The organism is Vibrio tubiashii ATCC 19109, assembly GCF_000772105.1.
Taxonomy (GTDB): domain Bacteria; phylum Pseudomonadota; class Gammaproteobacteria; order Enterobacterales; family Vibrionaceae; genus Vibrio; species Vibrio tubiashii.
Window position 1 is genome coordinate 1 of the sequence record NZ_CP009359.1, and the last position, 19505, is coordinate 19505.

General features: G+C 40.4%; 22 protein-coding genes. 4 read left to right on the forward strand and 18 right to left on the reverse strand.

Translation table 11 applies throughout. The features are described 5' to 3' along the window. Together IX91_RS25270 and IX91_RS25275 are read left to right on the forward strand one after the other, a co-directional pair. Window positions 1-1014: a replication initiation protein gene (locus IX91_RS25270; protein WP_004745287.1), complete on the forward strand. Its 1014-nt coding sequence runs from the start codon at window positions 1-3 to the stop codon at window positions 1012-1014. 367 nt (window positions 1015-1381) lie between these two features. Continuing rightward, window positions 1382-1645, forward strand: coding sequence for a hypothetical protein (locus tag IX91_RS25275; protein WP_004745288.1), 264 nt, complete (start codon window positions 1382-1384; stop codon window positions 1643-1645). Between the two features lie 72 nt (window positions 1646-1717). Here the strand turns inward: IX91_RS25275 and IX91_RS25280 are convergent, their stop codons facing one another. Genes IX91_RS25280 through IX91_RS25290 form a run of 3 tightly spaced genes read right to left on the reverse strand, consistent with a single transcriptional unit; the run spans window position 1718 to window position 3497 of the window. After that, window positions 1718-2125 (reverse strand): hypothetical protein, encoded by a 408-nt coding sequence (locus IX91_RS25280; RefSeq protein WP_004745289.1) that lies wholly within the window; start codon window positions 2123-2125, stop codon window positions 1718-1720. Next, on the reverse strand, window positions 2118-2855 hold the full coding sequence (stbB, locus tag IX91_RS25285) for a StbB family protein (protein ID WP_004745292.1): 738 nt from the start codon (window positions 2853-2855) through the stop codon (window positions 2118-2120). Before stbB ends, IX91_RS25280 begins: the two co-directional genes overlap by 8 nt. A gap of 9 nt (window positions 2856-2864) precedes the next feature. Then, complete coding sequence (locus IX91_RS25290) at window positions 2865-3497, reverse strand: hypothetical protein (protein ID WP_004745295.1); 633 nt, start codon at window positions 3495-3497, stop codon at window positions 2865-2867. Window positions 3498-3626: 129 nt separating this feature from the next. Here IX91_RS25290 and IX91_RS25295 point away from each other — a divergent pair, with 129 nt between their 5' ends. Further along, complete coding sequence (locus IX91_RS25295) at window positions 3627-3998, forward strand: plasmid mobilization protein (RefSeq protein ID WP_004745296.1); 372 nt, start codon at window positions 3627-3629, stop codon at window positions 3996-3998. Further along, the gene (locus IX91_RS25300; RefSeq protein WP_004745298.1) at window positions 3992-7636 is read left to right on the forward strand and encodes an LPD7 domain-containing protein; all 3645 of its coding nucleotides are present in this window, start codon (window positions 3992-3994) and stop codon (window positions 7634-7636) included. The genes IX91_RS25295 and IX91_RS25300 overlap by 7 nt, the downstream gene beginning before the upstream one ends. Window positions 7637-7735: 99 nt before the next feature. Here IX91_RS25300 and IX91_RS25305 read toward each other — a convergent pair whose 3' ends face one another. The 15 genes from IX91_RS25305 to IX91_RS25375 all read right to left on the reverse strand — a co-directional run bounded on the left by IX91_RS25305 (window position 7736) and on the right by IX91_RS25375 (window position 19450). Next, a complete protein-coding gene (locus IX91_RS25305; protein ID WP_004745299.1) occupies window positions 7736-7981 on the reverse strand; it encodes a hypothetical protein in 246 nt (81 codons plus the stop codon). 2 nt (window positions 7982-7983) lie between these two features. Then, window positions 7984-8505: a lytic transglycosylase gene (locus IX91_RS25310; protein ID WP_236643057.1), complete on the reverse strand. Its 522-nt coding sequence runs from the start codon at window positions 8503-8505 to the stop codon at window positions 7984-7986. A gap of 37 nt (window positions 8506-8542) precedes the next feature. After that, complete coding sequence (locus IX91_RS25315; protein ID WP_004745302.1) at window positions 8543-8857, reverse strand: helix-turn-helix domain-containing protein; 315 nt, start codon at window positions 8855-8857, stop codon at window positions 8543-8545. Then, window positions 8850-9845, reverse strand: a complete 996-nt coding sequence (locus IX91_RS25320; RefSeq protein ID WP_004745304.1) for a trypsin-like serine protease — start codon at window positions 9843-9845, stop codon at window positions 8850-8852. The genes IX91_RS25315 and IX91_RS25320 overlap by 8 nt, the downstream gene beginning before the upstream one ends. 115 nt (window positions 9846-9960) lie before the next feature. Continuing rightward, window positions 9961-10314, reverse strand: coding sequence for a hypothetical protein (locus IX91_RS25325; protein ID WP_004745306.1), 354 nt, complete (start codon window positions 10312-10314; stop codon window positions 9961-9963). Between the two features lie 14 nt (window positions 10315-10328). After that, window positions 10329-11282 carry a pilus assembly FimT family protein gene (locus IX91_RS25330; RefSeq protein WP_004745307.1) on the reverse strand — a complete coding sequence of 318 codons (954 nt, stop codon included), beginning with the start codon at window positions 11280-11282 and terminating at the stop codon, window positions 10329-10331. An 11-nt stretch (window positions 11283-11293) separates the two neighbouring features. After that, complete coding sequence (locus tag IX91_RS25335) at window positions 11294-11794, reverse strand: hypothetical protein (protein ID WP_004745309.1); 501 nt, start codon at window positions 11792-11794, stop codon at window positions 11294-11296. 8 nt (window positions 11795-11802) lie between these two features. Further along, window positions 11803-12294: a type II secretion system protein gene (locus IX91_RS25340; protein WP_004745310.1), complete on the reverse strand. Its 492-nt coding sequence runs from the start codon at window positions 12292-12294 to the stop codon at window positions 11803-11805. Between the two features lie 24 nt (window positions 12295-12318). Next, a complete protein-coding gene (locus tag IX91_RS25345) occupies window positions 12319-13401 on the reverse strand; it encodes a hypothetical protein (protein WP_004745311.1) in 1083 nt (360 codons plus the stop codon). Beyond that, entirely contained in the window at window positions 13394-14992 is a 1599-nt protein-coding gene (locus tag IX91_RS25350) for a GspE/PulE family protein (protein WP_004745313.1), read from the reverse strand. Before IX91_RS25350 ends, IX91_RS25345 begins: the two co-directional genes overlap by 8 nt. Before the next feature lie 9 nt (window positions 14993-15001). Next, window positions 15002-15637 carry a hypothetical protein gene (locus tag IX91_RS25355; protein WP_004745315.1) on the reverse strand — a complete coding sequence of 212 codons (636 nt, stop codon included), beginning with the start codon at window positions 15635-15637 and terminating at the stop codon, window positions 15002-15004. After that, on the reverse strand, window positions 15627-16754 hold the full coding sequence (locus IX91_RS25360; RefSeq protein WP_004745317.1) for a hypothetical protein: 1128 nt from the start codon (window positions 16752-16754) through the stop codon (window positions 15627-15629). Before IX91_RS25360 ends, IX91_RS25355 begins: the two co-directional genes overlap by 11 nt. Continuing rightward, window positions 16751-18241: a hypothetical protein gene (locus IX91_RS25365; RefSeq protein WP_236643059.1), complete on the reverse strand. Its 1491-nt coding sequence runs from the start codon at window positions 18239-18241 to the stop codon at window positions 16751-16753. The genes IX91_RS25360 and IX91_RS25365 overlap by 4 nt, the downstream gene beginning before the upstream one ends. Before the next feature lie 7 nt (window positions 18242-18248). Next, the gene (locus IX91_RS25370) at window positions 18249-19118 is read right to left on the reverse strand and encodes a hypothetical protein (protein WP_004745320.1); all 870 of its coding nucleotides are present in this window, start codon (window positions 19116-19118) and stop codon (window positions 18249-18251) included. Then, window positions 19115-19450: a hypothetical protein gene (locus tag IX91_RS25375; RefSeq protein WP_004745321.1), complete on the reverse strand. Its 336-nt coding sequence runs from the start codon at window positions 19448-19450 to the stop codon at window positions 19115-19117. The genes IX91_RS25370 and IX91_RS25375 overlap by 4 nt, the downstream gene beginning before the upstream one ends. Window positions 19451-19505 lie beyond the last annotated feature (55 nt).

Sequence of the window (19505 nt, forward strand, 5' to 3'; positions counted from 1 at the left end):
ATGCAAACGGAATTATATAAATCGAAAGAGACAACGATCACTAGCTCTGCGTCAACAGATGTACCAAGTGACTTTTTTAAGAAGTCGCACGCGTTTGTGTTCTCTAGTCTCTCTCTTTCACCTGTAGAACATGACATTTTTGCTTTGCTCTTGTCGAGGTTACATGCTGACCATTGGCAGGATTTTTTAGAAGGAAAAATGTTGTCACCTATCTATGAGTTTAAAAGTGATATTCTCTGTGATTGGTTTGGAGCGCAAAGAGAAGACCTTTACAACATTTTGTATAAGCCTAGTGATCGACTTTCAAGCAAAAAGATAGGTGTACAGCAAGAAGGAAAATCTTTTGATTTCATCCCGCTTTTTAAGCGCGTTAAGTATAATGATGGTACATTAACCATTAAACCAAATGATGATCTCATCGCTGAATTTCTCGGTATCTCTCAAGGCCACGCGCAAATCCCACATCGTTCATTTAGAAGCATTAAAACCGAATATGGTAAAAGACTGTACTCAATGCTTTGTCGATTTAGAGCACCGCACACAGAATTGCACCCTCAAACAATTGAAAATCTTCACGGCTTTTTTGGTTTACTCGATGAAAAAGGGAACTTGACCAAGAAAACATATGCTGTTAATGCCAATTTCATTAACAGGATAATTAAGCCTGCAATCAAAGAGATCGACGAAAAAGAGTCTAATATCGCGTTTTTTGTGGATGGAAAAACGGGGAATTATGGTTTTTCTTACATCAAAGAAGGTAGAAAAATTGTTGGCCTTAAATTTCTATTTGAATGGTCTGGTGATGCCGCTAACAGCACTCGACAATTGAGCTATGAAGACGCGAAAAGAACCTATAATGAGGTAGTGTCTAGATCTTGCATTCCTTCGCTTAGGGAGCTTGATAATTTAAAAGAGCATCTTGTTTCTTTGGGTGAAGAAGGTCACGATCTCTCTGGTGGTTTCTTTACTAAGTTACGAGACGTTACCCAAGCTAGCGAAAAATTACCCTCATAAACCTTGAAAGGCCGCCATTTAAGCATCACTAACGCTTGTAGCGGCCTTTTCTATTCATCCCACCTTCTCTTAAACAGCCTCTTAGAGCGATTAAAGCCGCTTTCAGATTAGTTGGGCGCGAAATTGAAGTGAATATAAGGAGAGAGCCAGAGCGAGCGAACATATTTACTGCAATTTTGAGCAAGCAAGCGTTAGCGCGACAGTGTGATCACCTATCTTTATGTTGGTAAAAAACAATTATTATTCGGTGTGTTTAACAATAACCATTGTATTTTTCTTGGAAATATCCGATAATATACCCAGAAGTTAAGGCAATTAACTTCCCCTGTAACGCCCACTAGGGCAACAACCCGAAAGGATGCTTTATATGAGATTTGATCTTTCTGATTTTGATATTGCAGCACTGGCTGAGGACTTAGAACCTACCAACCAAGTTTACATTGAGTTTGCTTCAACTAATAAAGCGGAGTGGGTAACGCTTCATGTTGAGCAACTAACGAATTCCTTTGATTGTGGTATTGAGCATTGGCTTAATGGTGAAGTTCAAAATGATACCAAGAGTGACCGTTTTATCGCTCGCTCATTGCTAGAGATTGTTCTTACCTTAAAAAACTTTATCATCCTGATTTAGCAGCAACACTTTTAGCACGACATAACTAAAAGCCTCCCAAGTTGGGAGGCTTTTTGTATAGTACGATACATTTTACATTAAGCTTAATGATAATAAGGTAAAAGCACTCCCCACAACTGAACCTATGACCCCGACAAAGAAGACCAATAGGTAGGGAGGGGTAACGTTTTTCTTTATTGCTTTTGCATGTTCATCCAGTAACGTAGGGATCTTACGCTCAAGCATTTTTTCTAGTGTGACGGTGTGTCTATCAATCTCGTTTGCGAGATCTAGCACTCTATTAATCTTACTGTTAAAGCTCACATCAAGTTCATTTGGCACAGTGGCAACCGCTTTTTTCATTGCTTCTACCAATGCAATCACTTCTTGCGTTTTGCCGTCAAACTCTTTTGGAAGCGCTTGGAGCGCTCCCAATAGTTCTGTTGTGTCGGTGAGCATGAGCTTTAATCTAGCATCAATGATCTCATCCATATCACGCATTGGCCGTTTCTTCCATTAGGTCTAAATCAAGCATTTCAAAGGCGATATCTAGATCGTCATTGACACCGCTAATCAGGCGTTTAAGTGTGCGTTGTTCTGATAGTTCCTCGCGTTTTGCTCGGTCTTTTTCCTGTCGAATCATTAAGCGTAGATTACGCTCATCATTTGCGATCTCGGAAAATGTTTTATTTGCTTTATTTAACGCAGAGAATGCAACTGTTTCATAAACTACAGAATATTGCGATTTATCAAGTTTGATTTTAATTTTCTTTAGACCTTCTAGGAAATCAGAAAATTGCTTTTCAATTGTTAGCTGTTTATCTGCTTGGTTGAAGATAAATTTAATTCTATCCTTTTCAACTCCAAGCGATAAAAGCATCATTGCGGTAGATACTGCATCGATTTGCTGTTTGTGTTTTGGAATTACTGGTATAACAAAATAATCAATATCATCCTGAGAGCCTTTATATTCTTGCATCTGCAAAATAAATGATTCAATGTTTGATGAGCCTACGTCTATGATATTCACATCATTTGAATCCATACGCTTCAATATTTCATCAAACTCTTTGGCAGAGAATTTCACATCGTCTGAACCGTCAGAGTTGATTGTTTCTACTTTTACAATTTCCGCACCTGGTAGACGTGGTTTTAATAGCACCTCACACAACGTTGATTTGCCCACATTACCGGAGTTATTTACCATTGCGATATTAACGAATAATTCCATTTTTTAACCTTACTTTTGCTTAATCAAATATTCTACTAGCTTCTTGGACACGCCCATTTCATTTGCACAGTCCCATTTGCTAACCATTTCAGGGGTAATACCATTCCCCATTAGTTCTGAAATTAACTTCTCACTTCTGACACCAACTTTTTGCCAATCCTTCTTGGTGTGAGATGTGTTGTGTGCGGCCTCATTAGCTGCCATTTCATCTTCTTGAGCTAATGTTTCCATTTGCTCATGTTGATTCTTTTTTGCCTGAAGGCGATTTGCGGAAGAGGGCGTATTGCTCCGTTTCTTCTTAGCGCGATAAACGAGATCGCGAAAGTGGGAAAGCTCGATTAATCCACCCAATCGGCTATAGACGGCCTTGTAGCTATAACCATCATTTTTTAGCGCTTCAATGGACTCAATGTTTCGATCAAACACCGCTTGAAGTTTGAAATCCTTGCTTTCTATCTCCTGCTTAATCTTCTGTGTAACTGTCTCAATGTCCACATTAGTTACCCCTTGCCTTGTATTGCAATTAAATATACAGCCATTTGCAATAATTTCAACAGCGAAATGCAATATTTTAGATTTATTTGCAATAGTTTTGCCATAGATAATCAAGCAAAACTCAAGCAGATTGCCATGTTTTCTCAACTACACACTACCCTTATGGGTAGGCTGTAGGCACGCTGTCGAATGTATACAAATTGTTCCAATTTGATATAATTCGCGTGCAAAGGGATTCTCCCTTTAACCCTGGTTTGGACTCTACGAGTTGATGATATGAGCACTACAAAAAGCACATCGAAGAAAGACAATGAAAACAAGGACGAGGTGATCACCTTCCGTCTGACTGCTGAACAATACGCGCCGTTCAAAAAGCAGATAGAAGATAACAACACCAACAAATCCTCTTTCTTTAGACAACTAACCTTGGCCAATCAACACTTCGTTGTAGAGTCAAAAGAGCTGCCAAAAGACACAGCGCGATTACTATTTCTTGCAAACAAGGTTTCAAACAACCTGAACCAGTTAGCGAAACGTGTACACCAATCACACCGAGCAGATGTGGTTGATAAAAATCTCTACATACGAACGCTTAACACCCTCCAAGATTTACAAAAACTGTGGAACGAGGCTGTTAAAAAATGCTAGCTAGAGTTAGTAGCAATAAATTAGGTATTGTTGACTATCTTAAAAATGGTCATAAATCGGGGAGGTCATTATCTAGGGATGAACTCGACGAACGAGTTTGTATTGATGGTGATCTGAATTTAACCGAAGAGTTAATTAATCAGCTTAACATTCAAGGTCGAGAAGATAATTATTTGCATATTACCTTGAGCTATGCAGAAAGGGATTTATCAGAGGACAAAATTATTGATTCTTACAATCAATATAAAAAGCTTTTGATGTCTGCATATGGGGAAGACGAGTATAATGTATATGCTGAAATACATCACCCTAAAGTTAAGAGCTATGTAGATAAAAAAACAGGTGAAGTGGTAGAACGATTTCCACATGTTCATATGGTAATACCAAAAAGAAATATGATAACCGGTAAGTCAATTAATCCTTTTGGTAGATATACAGACAATATTAAATACCATGATGCTATTCAAGAAACCGTAAATAGGACTCACCAATTAGAATCTCCTTATGATAATCAAAGGAAATATAGAATATTAGGTGACGATTCGGATTTTATTAGTCGATATAAAGGTGACACGTTCAAGAGCGGAAATAGAGAGTTTAAGGAAAAACTTTTCGACTCTATTAATGCTAAAGAGATTCGAACAATGAAAGCCTTTGAAAAGGAGTTAGCTTCACATGGCCAAGTTAGTAAAGGAAAGGCCGGTGCAGTTGATGAGTATTATCAGATTAAGTTACCTGGTCAAACTAAGAACATAAGGCTCAAACATACTTGCTTTACTAAAGATTACATAGAGAAAAGAGAACTACAGCGAGTAAAGCCAAGCGATAAAAAGATAGCCGGTGATCTGAGTGAATGGCTCGAAACCAGAAGCGAAGAAAACAAGTTTATCCACCCTGCATCCCCAAGAATAAGAAAAGAGTATTACAAGCTCAATCAAGCAGAAAGAACCAAACGGCTTCTGGAACTGAAAGCTAGTTATGAAGACGCCCACAAGATTAATGATTCTTCTTCGCCAAAGTACCGCAGAGCCACTAAATCGGCCACCACGGACATACCAGGTATGAACGAATTGGATTCGAGCATGGATGATGTGGCCAGTTGGCAAAAAAATGGCACTCATCCACCGGTATTCGATTCCGAGACGACCAAAACAGCAGAAAGGACAGATAACCATAGTGTGGTTAACCAACAACCTGCTGCATCGACATTTGCCACGCTCAAGACGCTAGAACCTAGCGCATCGAGCGAGCGATTAAACACTAAAACCACTCCTAATCAAAAATCACAAGAGGAAACAAACAATGTCAATAATGAAGCGCAGCGACGGGAAATACGTAGCCAGCCCAGTGTTACAGAACATCGCGGAGAAAGACGAAGACAACCTACCGAAGCTCGAAACGGCTTGCCAAGTATGCAACCACGCAATGTGGATGGAAGTCGACAAGGACGGGGTAAGACAGGCTCAGGTGTATTGCCGACCGACAAATACAATCGTGTGGGGTGGGCAGGACAGTATAGAGATCGTCAATTGCGACGGTCTAACGATGTTCGACGAAGACTAGAGCAGGGTTTTAAACAAGGCGTAAAGGAGGGGATACCAGGCGTTAGAAAAAATGTTCAACGTCGCCTAGAGAAACCCACCAGTCTGATCGAGCAGTACAAGCAAGGGACGTACAAAACCCCTCAGTCAGAGCTTGATTACTTTAGAAAAATAAGGAGGGATATCGATCCAGAAGCACTACTGAATCACTTTGAGAAGTCTCACGGACTCATTAAACGTAACTATTCGATAGAGGCTAGGGAAGACGGAACACCAAGGATAAGGATAGGAAACAGAGCGTACACAGCAAGTGATTTTTGCACTAAGCATATGCACTTGGAATGGGACGAAACCAAACATCTTTTAACTAAGCTGTACCAGGATAAGTTAGCCAAGCGAGACGAACAACACGAACTGAATGCTATTGTCTTCGCAAGTGACTACACGACGCAGGGTTACAGCAGTAAGTCTAAATTATCGAGAGTCAATGAATCGTTGCAGATATTCAAATACTTGCAACAAAAAGAACAATACGAGGATCGTAAAATGTCATTAAGCGAAGCAGAACTAAAACACCGTACTGATAACCCAACCGCGAATGAAAATGCCATTAGCAATGATGAGCTCAGTTATCAAAACATAACTGATACTTTCTTGCGACAACAGCAATTAGCGCAGAGTTTAACGGTAAAACTCTCCGACATTGTGGCCAGTAAAGATCTGAAAGATAAGTATGTCGATTTTTCAGATAAAAACACGGGCATTAAACTATTCAGAGATCATGGCCACAAAATCGTAATGAATTCACGCAACCCTGATGTTAATCATGTGGCTGCAGCTATGGCATTAGCTTCTGAAAAATTTGGTACGGTCAATATTACTGGCTCTAAGGATTTCAAACAGCAAGTGATTGATGTGGCTGTAGCGAAAGATCTTAATATAGTTTTTGCTAATAAACAGCTTCAGCAACAGTTTATGAAGTGTAAACAGCTAGCGAAAGAAAACGCGCTTCTTGAGCAAGCTTCGAAAAAGCACGACACGAAAAACGCGCAGAGTGTGGCGCAGTCTGCAGTGAATATAGAAACTGGCTCTACAGGTGGATTAGCTGAAAATAGAAGCGCAGCGGCTATCAGGGAGGCGTTAACTAATAGTGATAAGGTTAAGTCTGACTTGGAAAAATTGGAAGGTTTGGATGATGTACAGAAAGGTAAGGTCGTAAGCAGTCATGTTGATATGCTTCAAGCCCACCAAGGTACTGCAGGCTACCGAATCGTAGAAGATGCAATGTTATCTGGCGCTGAGAATAACGAGGATTACCAGACGTTGGTTGACAAAGAGATAGAGGTTCGTAAGGAGCAACAAACCAAAGCAGAAGCAGAGAAACAGGTTAGTGCATCGAGCGAGACTGCGATAGATGGTTCGGATAAACCACTAGTTACTCTTGTTGGCCACGGTGCAGCGCCTTATCTGAACAAAAAAGATGGAAAGCTAAGTTACTATGTTGAATTAAGTAATGGTGAGGTTAAATGGGGCGTTGGTCTTAAAGAGGCAATAACGAAAAGCAAGGCTAAGGTAGGGGATGTCGTGGAAGTGGAGCGCGTAGGGAAAAAGGATGTTCAATTAACCCAACTGCAGCGAGATAATGAAGGTAAAGTAACAGGTACAGATGTGATCGACACTCATCGTAATAAGTGGGAAGTTACGGTGGTTGGGCGAACACTTGAAAGTGCGCCAATAGAGCACGAAGCCACACAATCAAACACCCCCGCTGTAGATGAGGCCGTCAATCAAGAGCCACCTGTTGCATCTAAACAACAAACCGATAGCTACGCAGTTGATTATGAACACCAAGAAGGAACATCGTTGCTGAGAGTGACTATCAATGGCCAAGAGCCAAGTACAGTTGAAACTAAGGTATTGCTCGCTATTCAACAACAAGATGGTTTCTTGAAGAATTTCACTTTAGCTCAAATAGAATCCGGTGAACTACAGCAAAGACAAGCTAAAGGGGCGCAACCTGTACCGCAAACCTATGGTTTAACTGGTGAAGTGGTAAACCAGGACGAGAAACAAACCAACGTACCAAAGTTAAAGTGATCACCAAATAACACCCAAAAAAAAGCCGCCCGAAGATGGGCGGCTTTTTTACATCAATCCATTTGCGGTATCACCTTTGACCCTGACACCGCAAATGAATCATGCAGCATCATCGAGGACGGGCTTATTTAAGCTGACCTTAAGTTGGCCACCCCAAAGCAATCCAACCACCCCTAAGTTTTCTAGGTTGCGGCCAAGTGATGTTCTTTCCTCATATTGCTCATAAGGGAAAGTACAGTGTATGTATTTGTTCTTACACGCATCTGTTTTGGCTATATCTTCTAAAGATTCGATTGTACTCGCGTACATAAGGTGCTCACTCTTCGGTATAATTTGAATAAACATGTTTACCACTCCTGGTTTAAGACGTTTTTGAGATGTGTTAAGTATTTCATTTCGTAGATTTTGGCCAACTCGCCCCCCGCAGGACGATGGTAGCACCCTGCAGCTTTGATCCAATTGCTATGCTTTTTGTAGCAGTCATTCATTACTTCCGCACTTCTGTTAATCGCAATATCTCTATCGAAGTAATCACAAGCGCTTCCAGTAGCCTTATTGTGATATTTCCAGTGCAGTTGTGTTTCGCCTATATCGACGGCATTTGACACCGTTAGAATCCATTCTAGGGATTCACAGGCAGAGGATTTGCTATTGAAACGATAACTAATCCCTCGCCAATTTAATGTGTATGACCAGGGCATAAACTGCCCTTCGTCTGTCGTGATCCCCGTTTCGGTTAGTGCAAGCGCGTAAAGTACCTCTTTAGGTATGTTGTGCTTTTGTTCAACGTCTTCATAAATTTGCTTGTGAGAATTGGCTAGAGCGACAGAGCTAAACAAGCTCAAGGTTAGGACTATTTTTCTTAACATAGACATCAAAAAAGGCAGTTAAACTGCCTTTTCTCGGTTACTTTGTGAAATACGAATTAAGTTTTTCTCGGATCGGTTTGATGTTGTCATACACGACTTTTTTATCAAATACGCCCCAACTATCAACCGAGTAATAACCTTGTTTTGCAGTGCCATGATAGCTAGTTTTAATGCTGATACTATCTAACTCATTAACGCTTTTTTGGATCGTGATATGCGGCCACCCTGTTTCTAGCTCTAAAGCCTTTAAGTTCATATTTGGTTTAGAATCCACTAAATAGGCAAGCACTAACTTTCGATAAAAAGCGGCACTGGTTTTTCCTTTTATTTCAATTTCTAGCAGGCTAGGCATTAGGGCTCGCCTTGTAGCGACGAATACCAAGGCCAAGTAGAGCGAGGATAGAGGCAAATCCGAAAGAACCGCCGCCACCGCCACCGGAAGTTGTAGAGTTTCCATCTGTGGTTGATACAGGTTTATTGATTTCTACTTTTTCATTAGCAGATAAGAACAGTTGGCCATGTCCACCGTTTGTTGTCACGCTGTACGTACATGTTGCAAATTCACCAATAGCCCCGTCATCACACGTAGATGCAGCATAGTTTATTGTTAGGTCTCCATTTGTATAAGCAGCGTCGGTAGTGCCGCCTACATGCAAACTTTGTACGGTAATAGTTGCGGAGTTGCTAACACTTAATCTAGTTGGATAGTGCCACCCATTCACTGTATCTAAGATGAAACTACGGCCTGTTTCTGTCCGGTATCCTTCCATTCCATTAGAGCTTGTAGAGCTGCCCCCTCCATGTACCGCCACGATCTGACCCAAACTATTTAAGTAAGAAGCACCACTATCACCACCTGTTGAACTACCTTGTGAAATGTCAACAGTCCTCAACCATTGAGCATTGCCACTGACAGCCTCTGATGTTTGTATGGCTTTATTTAGATTTGGTGCAGTTCCTCCAAAACCGTAAACAGTAATTGTTTCACCTGCTCCTACATTGCTAACAGAGATAGTGTTGATTTGATTTACTTCTTGAATGCTTTCAAGCTCCCAAAAACCAATGTCAGATAGAGTACCGTCAAATGCAGGGTGATTATGCTGTGCTTTTGTTTTGGCAATTGAACCATCATATCTAACAACATCCCTCATCCCTAAATTTGTTGCGCAATGTGCAGCAGTGAGAACCCACTTACCACCAATAATATTACCAGTACACCCCATCTCAACGTATTGTTGAAAATTAGCTTTGTTCTCAGATGTACCATTAATAATAGCGTTAGCCTGGAAAGATGTTGTAAGTGCAATTGCAAGAGAAATTGCCGATAGTTTAACGTTCATATTTTTTCCTTAACTTTCAATATTCTTTAGCTTCGTAGTAGATACTATCAACATACCACTGGTATGTCGATAGTATCTTTTATAAAAAGTGAGCTAAGTCGCTTTTTACTACTATCTAGTAGTTTCTCTTTTCACAAAAATAGAGGTCATCACTGTTATATAAGTCAATTCTCTTGGTACTAAATCCACTAGGACAGCTACACCCACCAGTATGAACATTTGTTTTGTTACACCCCCCTCGACTTAACTTAAACATCCCTCCCCAACTGTAACGCTCTCCAGCTACTGCGTTTTCTCTCGGTAAGGTCGCGTAAGGCGAACTAGCATTATAGCCAGTGATACTAGTTAATTTAGCGTTGGCGGAGCTCGCTAAGGCTTGCTCTCCTGTGACTTTTTCACTACTGGCGTAGGCTAGGGTAGACCCGTATAAAGTTAAAATGCTAAGTAACGTTAATAACAGACGTTTCATTTATTTCTCCTTTGTTATTGCACACACAATTGCGTAACTTTTAGATACGCGCTATCCAAGAAGACCCATTGTTTCGAGCCTCCTTGTAATTTTGCAAAATATTTAGCGTAGACGCGCCAACCACCTGATACAGCAGTGTAATAAGGAGTGAAAGAACCTATGCTTGTGAATTTTTCTGCATTAGTTCTAGGTTCAATACTTTTAATCATTACGTCGAGGTCTGGTCTATGTCCAGAAGGGCAACTGTGAGTTGGTATAAATGTTCCACTATCAACAACAGCGACTCTTTGAAGTCCCGATGCAACGCTGTACTGGCTACCATCGGCATTACGTAGGAACAAACCTTTAATGTTTGTTATCCAAGTGTTTCCACCGGTATCCCAATCAGCACCAGTAAGTGTTGTTGAACCGTCACGCTGCACTAATGCCTCATGTTCAACTTCACTACCTATTCGCCCGAATTGGAGAATGAACTCTTTTGACGTTTCGTTGTACTGACCATTGGGGAGGTCTGATAGCTTGGACTTAAATGTATTGAGGATTTGCGGCGAAGGTTCATTTTTAAAGGGGATGACAATGCGCATACCAGGAACGGTAGCCCCTGTTGATAGAGTGACAAATTGTCGGTTAAGCGTGATCCTTTCCCCCATAGGCGTATAGTCTATTCTTCGGCATTTCCCACCCTCATAGTCCGTAACAGAGCATTGAGGAAGATAATCAGGCATTAGATCATCGACGGTAGCAGGAAAAGAGGCTAAGTCCGTGTATGGGATGCCGGCATTGAATCTATCTGCTTGGTATGTCTTTGTTTGCTCCCATAAATAGGTAACTTGATTTTTTAATTTTTCCGCATCTTCGTTAATTCTTGCTTGATGAATTAAGGGGAGAGCTTGCGTTGCCAACCCGCCAAGAATGGCAACCACAACAGCCAAAGAAAGTAGGCTTATACCCCGTTGCTTTCTTCTCACGGTTATATTCCCTATAGAGTGCTGCAACCATTTTTTGTTAGGTAATAACTATTTAGCGCATAATCATTACTGTTAATTGCAGTGATAAATGAGATGTTTTGTTTATCAATCAAATCAGCCAATTCATAGAATGGCTGCGCCTCTTGTATTGATGCAAAACTGTATTGGATATGAACAAAAGCAGGCTTAGTGTAGGACGTACCAACACTTGTATTTATCCGTTTATGCTCAATAGTGATGGTGAAATTAGTTCCTCTATCTAACCAGGAGCTATCAAGTAGGTTTTCCGTTACTAGGTCAGTTACGTTTATGTTTGATAGGGAGGTGGGACAATTGCTTTGAAGGTTAGAAAGTTTAATTTTGTTTATGGAAGCGTGAGTGAGTTCATCTATGTTATTTGTGAATTCTTTCTGTTCAGAGTAGAGCATTAGAGGTGGCACTGTAGCTGCAAATATACTGACTAACAGAGCCACACTAATGGCTACTCGAACGTTAAGTTCAAGTAACCCCATAGCTTTACCTACATGGTTATTGTAATCGCGTTACCTGCGATTGTTAGAGTTGTACACCCTGATGCTGAGGTACACTTATTACGGCTTTGAGGTGCTAACGTATCCGCGATTTCATTGATTCGACTTAGATCGTTTGGAATCGTCACTTTGATGTTACGCAAAGCAAAGTTGGTAGGGTGAGGGGTGAAAATAACATCACCACCAAAGGAGTTAACGCCTACCCCGGGAGTACCCTCACAGTATTTATCTTTGAGATAACCGTCATCACATAGTTTCTTCATATCAAGATTTTTGTAGTTTGGACGGTTCTTTTTCGCTTTGTAAGCTGCGGTACTTACGTCCGTCACCTCTTGTTGAAGATTGCTTAAAGCGGTGTCTCCGAATATTTGAGGTAATGTATACAATCCTGCAGCCCCGAGAATTGCGATGATAGCAACAACAAACGCCATTTCAATTAGTGTAAAGCCGCCTTGTTTTCTTTTGTTTTGGTAGTATTTCATTGTCTTTGACCCTTAATATTGTATTTATACGCTTGCACGTATGGTGAGAAAAGAAAGTACGATTGCAATTAGAGTTAGCCCAATAAAGGCAAACCCAACGCTCTTAATTATGCTTTGACCGTATGCTTTAACATGGTCAATGGTGGTCGTTAGTTTTGCTTTGTGGATTTCAGAACTGGACTTTAGAATGGCTTCGTGATCAGGCGTTTTTCCCAATATCTTGAGCACTTGCGCTTGTTCATCAAGCAATAAGCCCGTATCCAAAATGACCCCGATATTTGATTCGCCTTTATCGACACTCCCCATCATTTTTTGCAGATGTTCTGATAGATAAGGAGAAGAAATAGCTTTTGTTCTGCTTAGTGCGTCATCGAGACTGACACTTGATTTTATTAGGTCAGTCAATGACCTAAGAAGCATGGTTGAAACTAAAACTCGATATTGTTTGTAAATAGGGAGGGCGTCTAACTTTTGTCTTACATTACCAGTTAAGAAAGGTAATGAAAAAAATATAGCGGTCAGTAGCACGCTACATATTACCAATATTGGTAATCCCATGATTTCAAAAAAGCTTCCCACATAGTCAGCAACAATCACAATTCCTGGCAATTGTTCAACATCGATAATTGTTTCAATAATCGGCATGACCTTACTTGAAAAAATAATGGTAATACCGCAGGAAATGATTACTCCGAAAAATGGTTTGATTAAATGCCAAAACAATGACCAAGAAACAGAGTCACTTAATCGTAAGGCTTCAATCGCGTTACTTAGCCCTGCTTCTATATCATTGGCATATGTACCGGCCTTTAGCGCTTGAAAAGCTGTGAGTGATAAATCTGGCTCTAGAGAGTCAACGGCCTCGTTAATAGTGCCATTCCCCAAGTGCCTATCTATCTTCGCCCCTATGTATTTCTCCTTGTTGTTACCATGATCAACAAGCAAGCTTGCAGCATCTTTAAGGTAGAGTTTGTTCTCTATAAGTACCAATAGAGTACTTAGTGTTTCGGCTTGCTTTTTCTTGCTCCAATTGAGACTTTTCCTAGCTTCTCGAACAACAAAAGCAAACCATTTTTTGATTGTATAGCCGTCACTTTCATCAATCATCAAGCATACTCCTGTTGATTTGGCTTACATCCTCTTCGAACAATCGCCCAATCTTTTGCTCGATAGTAAATAGGTCAACTTGCCCCCTTTTCATTCGAACAATTGCATGATCTCGAACAGTCTTATATCCGTTGGCCATGAGGTGCTTTTGCCACCCTAAAAAGTCACAACTTTTGATAAATTCTCTGTCAACATCATTTACAACTATCATCTCAACCAGAGGCAAACGTTCCTTTTCACCTTCAATGCACTCATTACATCCTTTAGGGTTTTTAAACCTAAAATTGTTGGTTTGCTCATTAGTCAACGAGTCTTCATCTACTAGTTTATTGATAGTGCTAGATAAATGTGTTTTCTCACTGTCAGTGAGTAGTTCACTATCCATAGCCTCATCAAGTGTCAATCCACAGTGAGGACAGATTTGACGCACCAATACCTGATAGACTAAATGACGCAATAAATTAGGGGATGCAACCAGAGCAGGCGACATTCCCCATTGCTCAATAAAGGTTATCGGAATACCCAATGGGCTAGATGTGTGGACGGTAGTAAAAACCTTTTGCCCTGTTTCGCCCTTACGCATTACTTCTTTTGCTGCTTCTGCTGTCCTTAACTCACCATGAAACTCATAGTCTGGATCATGTCGTAACAGCGATTTCGCATAGTAGGTTTGGTCAAGATATTCGTGAGAGTCTTTGCTGACTTTTTCATGCGGTTTCGTGTGAGTTTGAATAACACCATCAAGCTCAAATTCCGGTGGATCTTCTATAGTGTGAACGCTATAGCTTTTATCAATGCTATCAATCATTGAACAAATAGTGGTGGTTTTTCCCGACCCTGTTTGCCCTGCCATGATGAACAATCCTGGTCTACCCTCGATAAATTCATCAGACTGTTTTATATGATTTCTTTCCCAGTTAAGTTCCTCGCGAGTCGGTGGTTTTACGTTGCGGTCAGTCCACCGTAGTGTAATTTTTCCACCTTCATTAATGGCAGGTATCCATCCAACCCGCCAATTTGTAACCCTGCGAGTTCCTTTAACGTTTAATTGAGTGACAAGGTTGCCGTTATTAACTTTGTTCGACTTGTAATCAGTCTCCTTATCTTTGGCCATTTTCATAAACAAAACACTTGCCATTCGCATACCTTCCAAATTTTCCGGTATGCTACGTATTTGCTTACGACGACCATCCACACGAACCTTTATTAAAGTTTCTCTAGCGTATATTTCGATATGAATATCCGACGCACCAAGATTTACGCCTTCTTGTAAAACATTAAGAATCTTAGATTTTACCGAATCTTCTTCATCAGCATTTAACTGAATATCAGACTCTCTTTGATTCTTTTCTAAGAAATAATCATCGATATCTATTTGCGATTTTTTTTCTACTTTGATGCTTTGATTGTGGTACTTGCCATTTAACAACGAAGGGCTATTGATGATGTAGTTTCGCGCTTCATCAATAGATTCTGAATGTTCCGAATAGTAGATAGAGCAACTTTTCCCTGCATCTACCGCTACAAACGTTCTATGGTTGCCCTGGTAATAGAGAGACTTTAAACGCTCATCAATAATTATTTTTTCCATCGTAGCCACCTATTGAGCAACGTAAACAACACGATTTTTGCCTTTATGAAATATGCTAATTTGACCACTAGATATATCGGTTATTTCCATCCCTTCTAAACGATCGCCTTTTTTAACCAATGAATGTTTACCACCATTGACAGCAATTATTGCGGTGGGGATACCACCGTTTGGAATGAGAACTGATTTAACGGATATTTCCACTTTAGAGCGACTTGCCGTTTTAGGTTTCGCCCCCCTGTCACCCTCTTCATATTGCTCAACTTCTTTCTTAACCTCTTCGGTACTGTCAACTACCGTAGAGGCTAATCTTGCTGTTGCTTTACTTGGTACTGTTTGCGCAGACTCAGCGTTAGTTTTTTCTAACTCTTGTGCCGCATTGAACTCAGCTTCAGCAAGTTTTAGTGATGCCTTTTGCTTATACATTGCAATAGACTTTGATATAGAAATGAGCTCTGCCGTATCTCTATCCATGACAATACCAGGCATTTCATAGTCTAGATTTTCAACAACATCTGTTTTATGAACAACCTTACTTGGTGGGTTAGAAAGGCTTTTACTAGAGTAGGCACTCCACGCCACGAATAGGCTGCTAACCATAGCTAGAGCAAGCCCAACGATTTTTAGTGATTTTTTAATTTCCATTGTTTTTCCCTTTGATAGAGATACCAAATTGAACACCAACTAGAGAGGATTTACCGTCAGAAGGAGTAATGCGTAACGATGTGAGAAAGGATGGTGTATCTTCCAACAACTCTGAAAAGTGCGAAACCACACCTATTTCATGTCGGTCAAAACTCCCACTAATGGATTGCTGCTGATAAGCACCGTTATCAACAATATCTGAGAGAACAACGTTACTTGCTCCTAGCTCTAATGCCTGGTCATGCAAATAATCAGGGAAACCAGACGTGGGTAAAATGTTTTTCCGCCACTTCTTACTTGAACCGCTTAAGCTAACGATAAACTGCTTATTAACGTAGTACGGCTTGATTTCGGGGTTATCTTCAATCCATTGTTGTATTGAAGATATACGGAAGTCATTGCTCTTAAACATCATCACTAAGTCGTTACCAACTTTAGTAATCTCTTGTATTTCTAGTCCTTCAGGAAGAGTCATACTTAACGCATAGAGATAGGCCGCCTGCTGCAAAGCATGATGCGCGTCAATTTGCCCGTCGATATCTGCTTTATACGAACTATAAATGTCCACATATTGCACACTTTGCTTTGAATCGCCCTTAACCCCAAAAAAAACAATTAATGAAACAACTAGAATAGTTGCTACTGTCAACCCTTGAAGAAGGGCTTTGCGCCCATACTTCTTTTTTGCTTCATCATTAGAGGTAACGTATTGATTTGGGATTGATGTTAAGTCCACTTGACCGACGTTAATTACTTCAATTTCTTCTTGTGAATGGTTGAAGTTAGTCACTAGGGTTTTGGCTAGGTTGATATCATATTCGTTAGAGTTGAATACAGTCTCTTTTGACCCCGTTGTTTCGATAATGATTAATCCATTTCGAATAACGGCAGAATAAAAGATTTCAGTACTTAATTGATAAATGAGTACCCAATGTTCATTGGGTGAATGCTTATCTATAAAGTATTCACCTAAGCAAACGACTTCACACTTTGCGGAATAAACAACCTGCTTTCCCCTACGTTCAAACCGAGCTATGTAGTCATCTTTGGCCAAAAAAAAGCTGTCAGATTTCGACAGCACTTTTCTTTCATCGCTTTTGGAGATTGGTATTTTCATTGTTCAAATCTCCGAGGTGTAAGAAGTATTAACGTCTCTACATGCTCTTTATTGGCCGCATTCGAACCAATGTATTCAGTACCAAAATTTTCCGTCTTCTCACTAGCAACTTTTGTTTGAGATACGCGAGCAATAATGTAGGTACGCCCATAACGCATTTTACCAGTAAAGTTAATGTCGGATTCTCTAGTGGTGTAGAATTGAATCTTGTTGTTGCCAATTTCTCGCAATTCTTGCCCCACCACCGATTTCATCTTTCCTGTTACGTGAACAGATACAAACTCTTCTTGAACATTGGAAATCGTCGCAAAGTCTATACCTTCTGGTACGTTACCCCTGGTGAAATCAGTTGTTACAACACCCTCATTGACCGTTGTTGATAAATCTTCAAGGTATGGGTTTTGTTTGTTTTGCGTTACTTGTACAGGGTAATTATTCATAGCTAATTTGGTTATTGGACTTTCAACACTAACCGTTCCCTGCTTTTCAAGCGCTCTAATAAAAGCGGTTGTTCCTTCCCAACCATTCACCCCTTTAAAGCTAAACCCATAACCTGCAGAAACAGGGTTCAAACTTGTACCTTGAGTAAAGAATTGCAGCGTTCCTTCACCAATATCACGTACTAAGTTTAAGTCTGCACCTCTATCATCATTAAGAGTCGAGCGAAACTCCAAGACACGAAAATCAAGAAGAACCTGCTTTGCGAGCTCTGCTTTTACATCGTTAACGTAATTTTCTACTTTACGCATTTTGGAAGGGCTAGCGGTGACGGTTAGCATCGAAAGACCATCAATAGATCTCACAGCTCCATCAATATAGGTTTCTCTCCCGTTTTCATCTTTTACATTGACAGTCAAAATACCTTCAATGTTTTGAATCATTTTATTAACAATGTTTTCGTTCTCAATAACAGTGTTAATGAACTGGCCTTCAATTATCGCCCCCTCATCATCGCTTGCTTTCTTACCCTGATTACCCATTTGCATAGAGGTTTCACCAGGAGGAACGGGAATAGAGAAAGACTTACTGATAAAGCGTTCTATTTCAACGCGATTCTCTTTGTAAATGAACCCATAATCAGTTTCAGAAGTCAGTAGATTAAATGCTTCTTTAATCGTTCCATCTTTTAACGAAAGAGATACCAATTGATTGGGATCGACTTCTTCCCCATAAAACACTTCAATTTGCTTTTGGTCTGGTCGGTTATTTATAAGCTGCTCTAAAACTATGTTTAAGCTCACTCCTGCTACGGTGTAGTTAATTCGATTTTTTAACCAAAAAGGATCGCTTGAGTTTTCAAGCTCACTTGGATCGAAAGGAGGGAGCTCGATACTGACTGCTTTTTCATAACTCGCTTTAGCAGTGTACTGTTGGATTTCGTCACCGATATTTTGGCTTTCTTTTTGGTTGTCTTTGTATGACTGTGACACACAACCAGAAAGTGACAACAAAGCCACTAGAACGAAAGATAGTTTATTGTTTTTCATGGAGTGCTCACTTGTCATCAATGATAAACACCGTCTGCGTTTCTTCATGGTATTCAGAACGAACCGGACGATCTTTTAATACTTGGTTTAAAACCATAGCTATGTCGTGTGCAGGAGCAACGACAGGAAAAGGAATTGAAAAACCATGCAACTTCTTTTTGGTGCGCCAACTTTTTTTGTTGTTCCAATTCCACCCAAAATCAGTAACAAGGTTACGCATAACTTCTTCTAGCGTATCTCCATTGATTTCAACTACTTTAACTTTATAGCCCTTCCATTCATGGATTGCTGCATAGTGTGTTTTTTCATCTAGCACTATTTCAAAATCCAGAGATAGTTTGTTTGCGATAAGCTGACCAACATCACCATCTAGAACTTCATTCTCTTTTGAAACCTGCATGAGAGCTTTTGTTGTTGATGGTGTAGCAGCCCAGGCAACTCCCTTATAGCCTTTAGCTCTAACCCATCGAACTAAGGCTGATTTGTACGTTTCACCTTTATATACTTCAAAGGAATTCTCTTTTGCACCACCTACCGGCTTTGATGCAACCTTCGGCTGTGTCTTGGCCACAGCAACCGGCTTTGATGCAACTTTCGGCTGCGTCTTGGCCACACCTACCGGCTTTGATGCAACTTTCGGTTGCGTCTTGGCCACAGTAACCGGCTTTGATGCAACTTTCGGCTGTGTCTTGGCCACAGCAACCGGCTTTGTTTCAGAAGCTACATAGTTGCTAGTTGGTCGAACAGTGAGATCCGTTTCCACAAGGTTGTAACGGGGCTCTGTCTTTGTGGTATCTAATGATGCGCTTTCGTTATTAGCACAGCCACTAATACCAACTAAAACAAGAGCCGTTAGGAGTCCCATTTTGTTACTCATTCATCACCTCTTATAAAGGTTATAAGCTTGTGGTCATGGTCTACGAGGATGGTGTTTTGTTCACCAACAAGCACGGCCACAGCGTCTATTAAAGGAACAACAAGATTCTTGTTGTTAATGTTTGGTGCAGGCTGTTCTAAAATCGCCTTTGAATCCTGGTAATCGGTAACAATCCGATATTGCGTTGGTGCAATCATCCATTCCACCGCTTCTTTAACGGTCTTAGCACTTTCAGGAAAAGTAAGACGAACAGGAATAGATAGCGCGGAGCTCGATGCCAGGGACAAATTAGAGACAGCAAACGCAATAAGGAATAGCAGTATTTTTTTCACAAATACGCCTCATTGAAATTGATATTGAATAGCTGATATGTAGCTAAGAAATGCC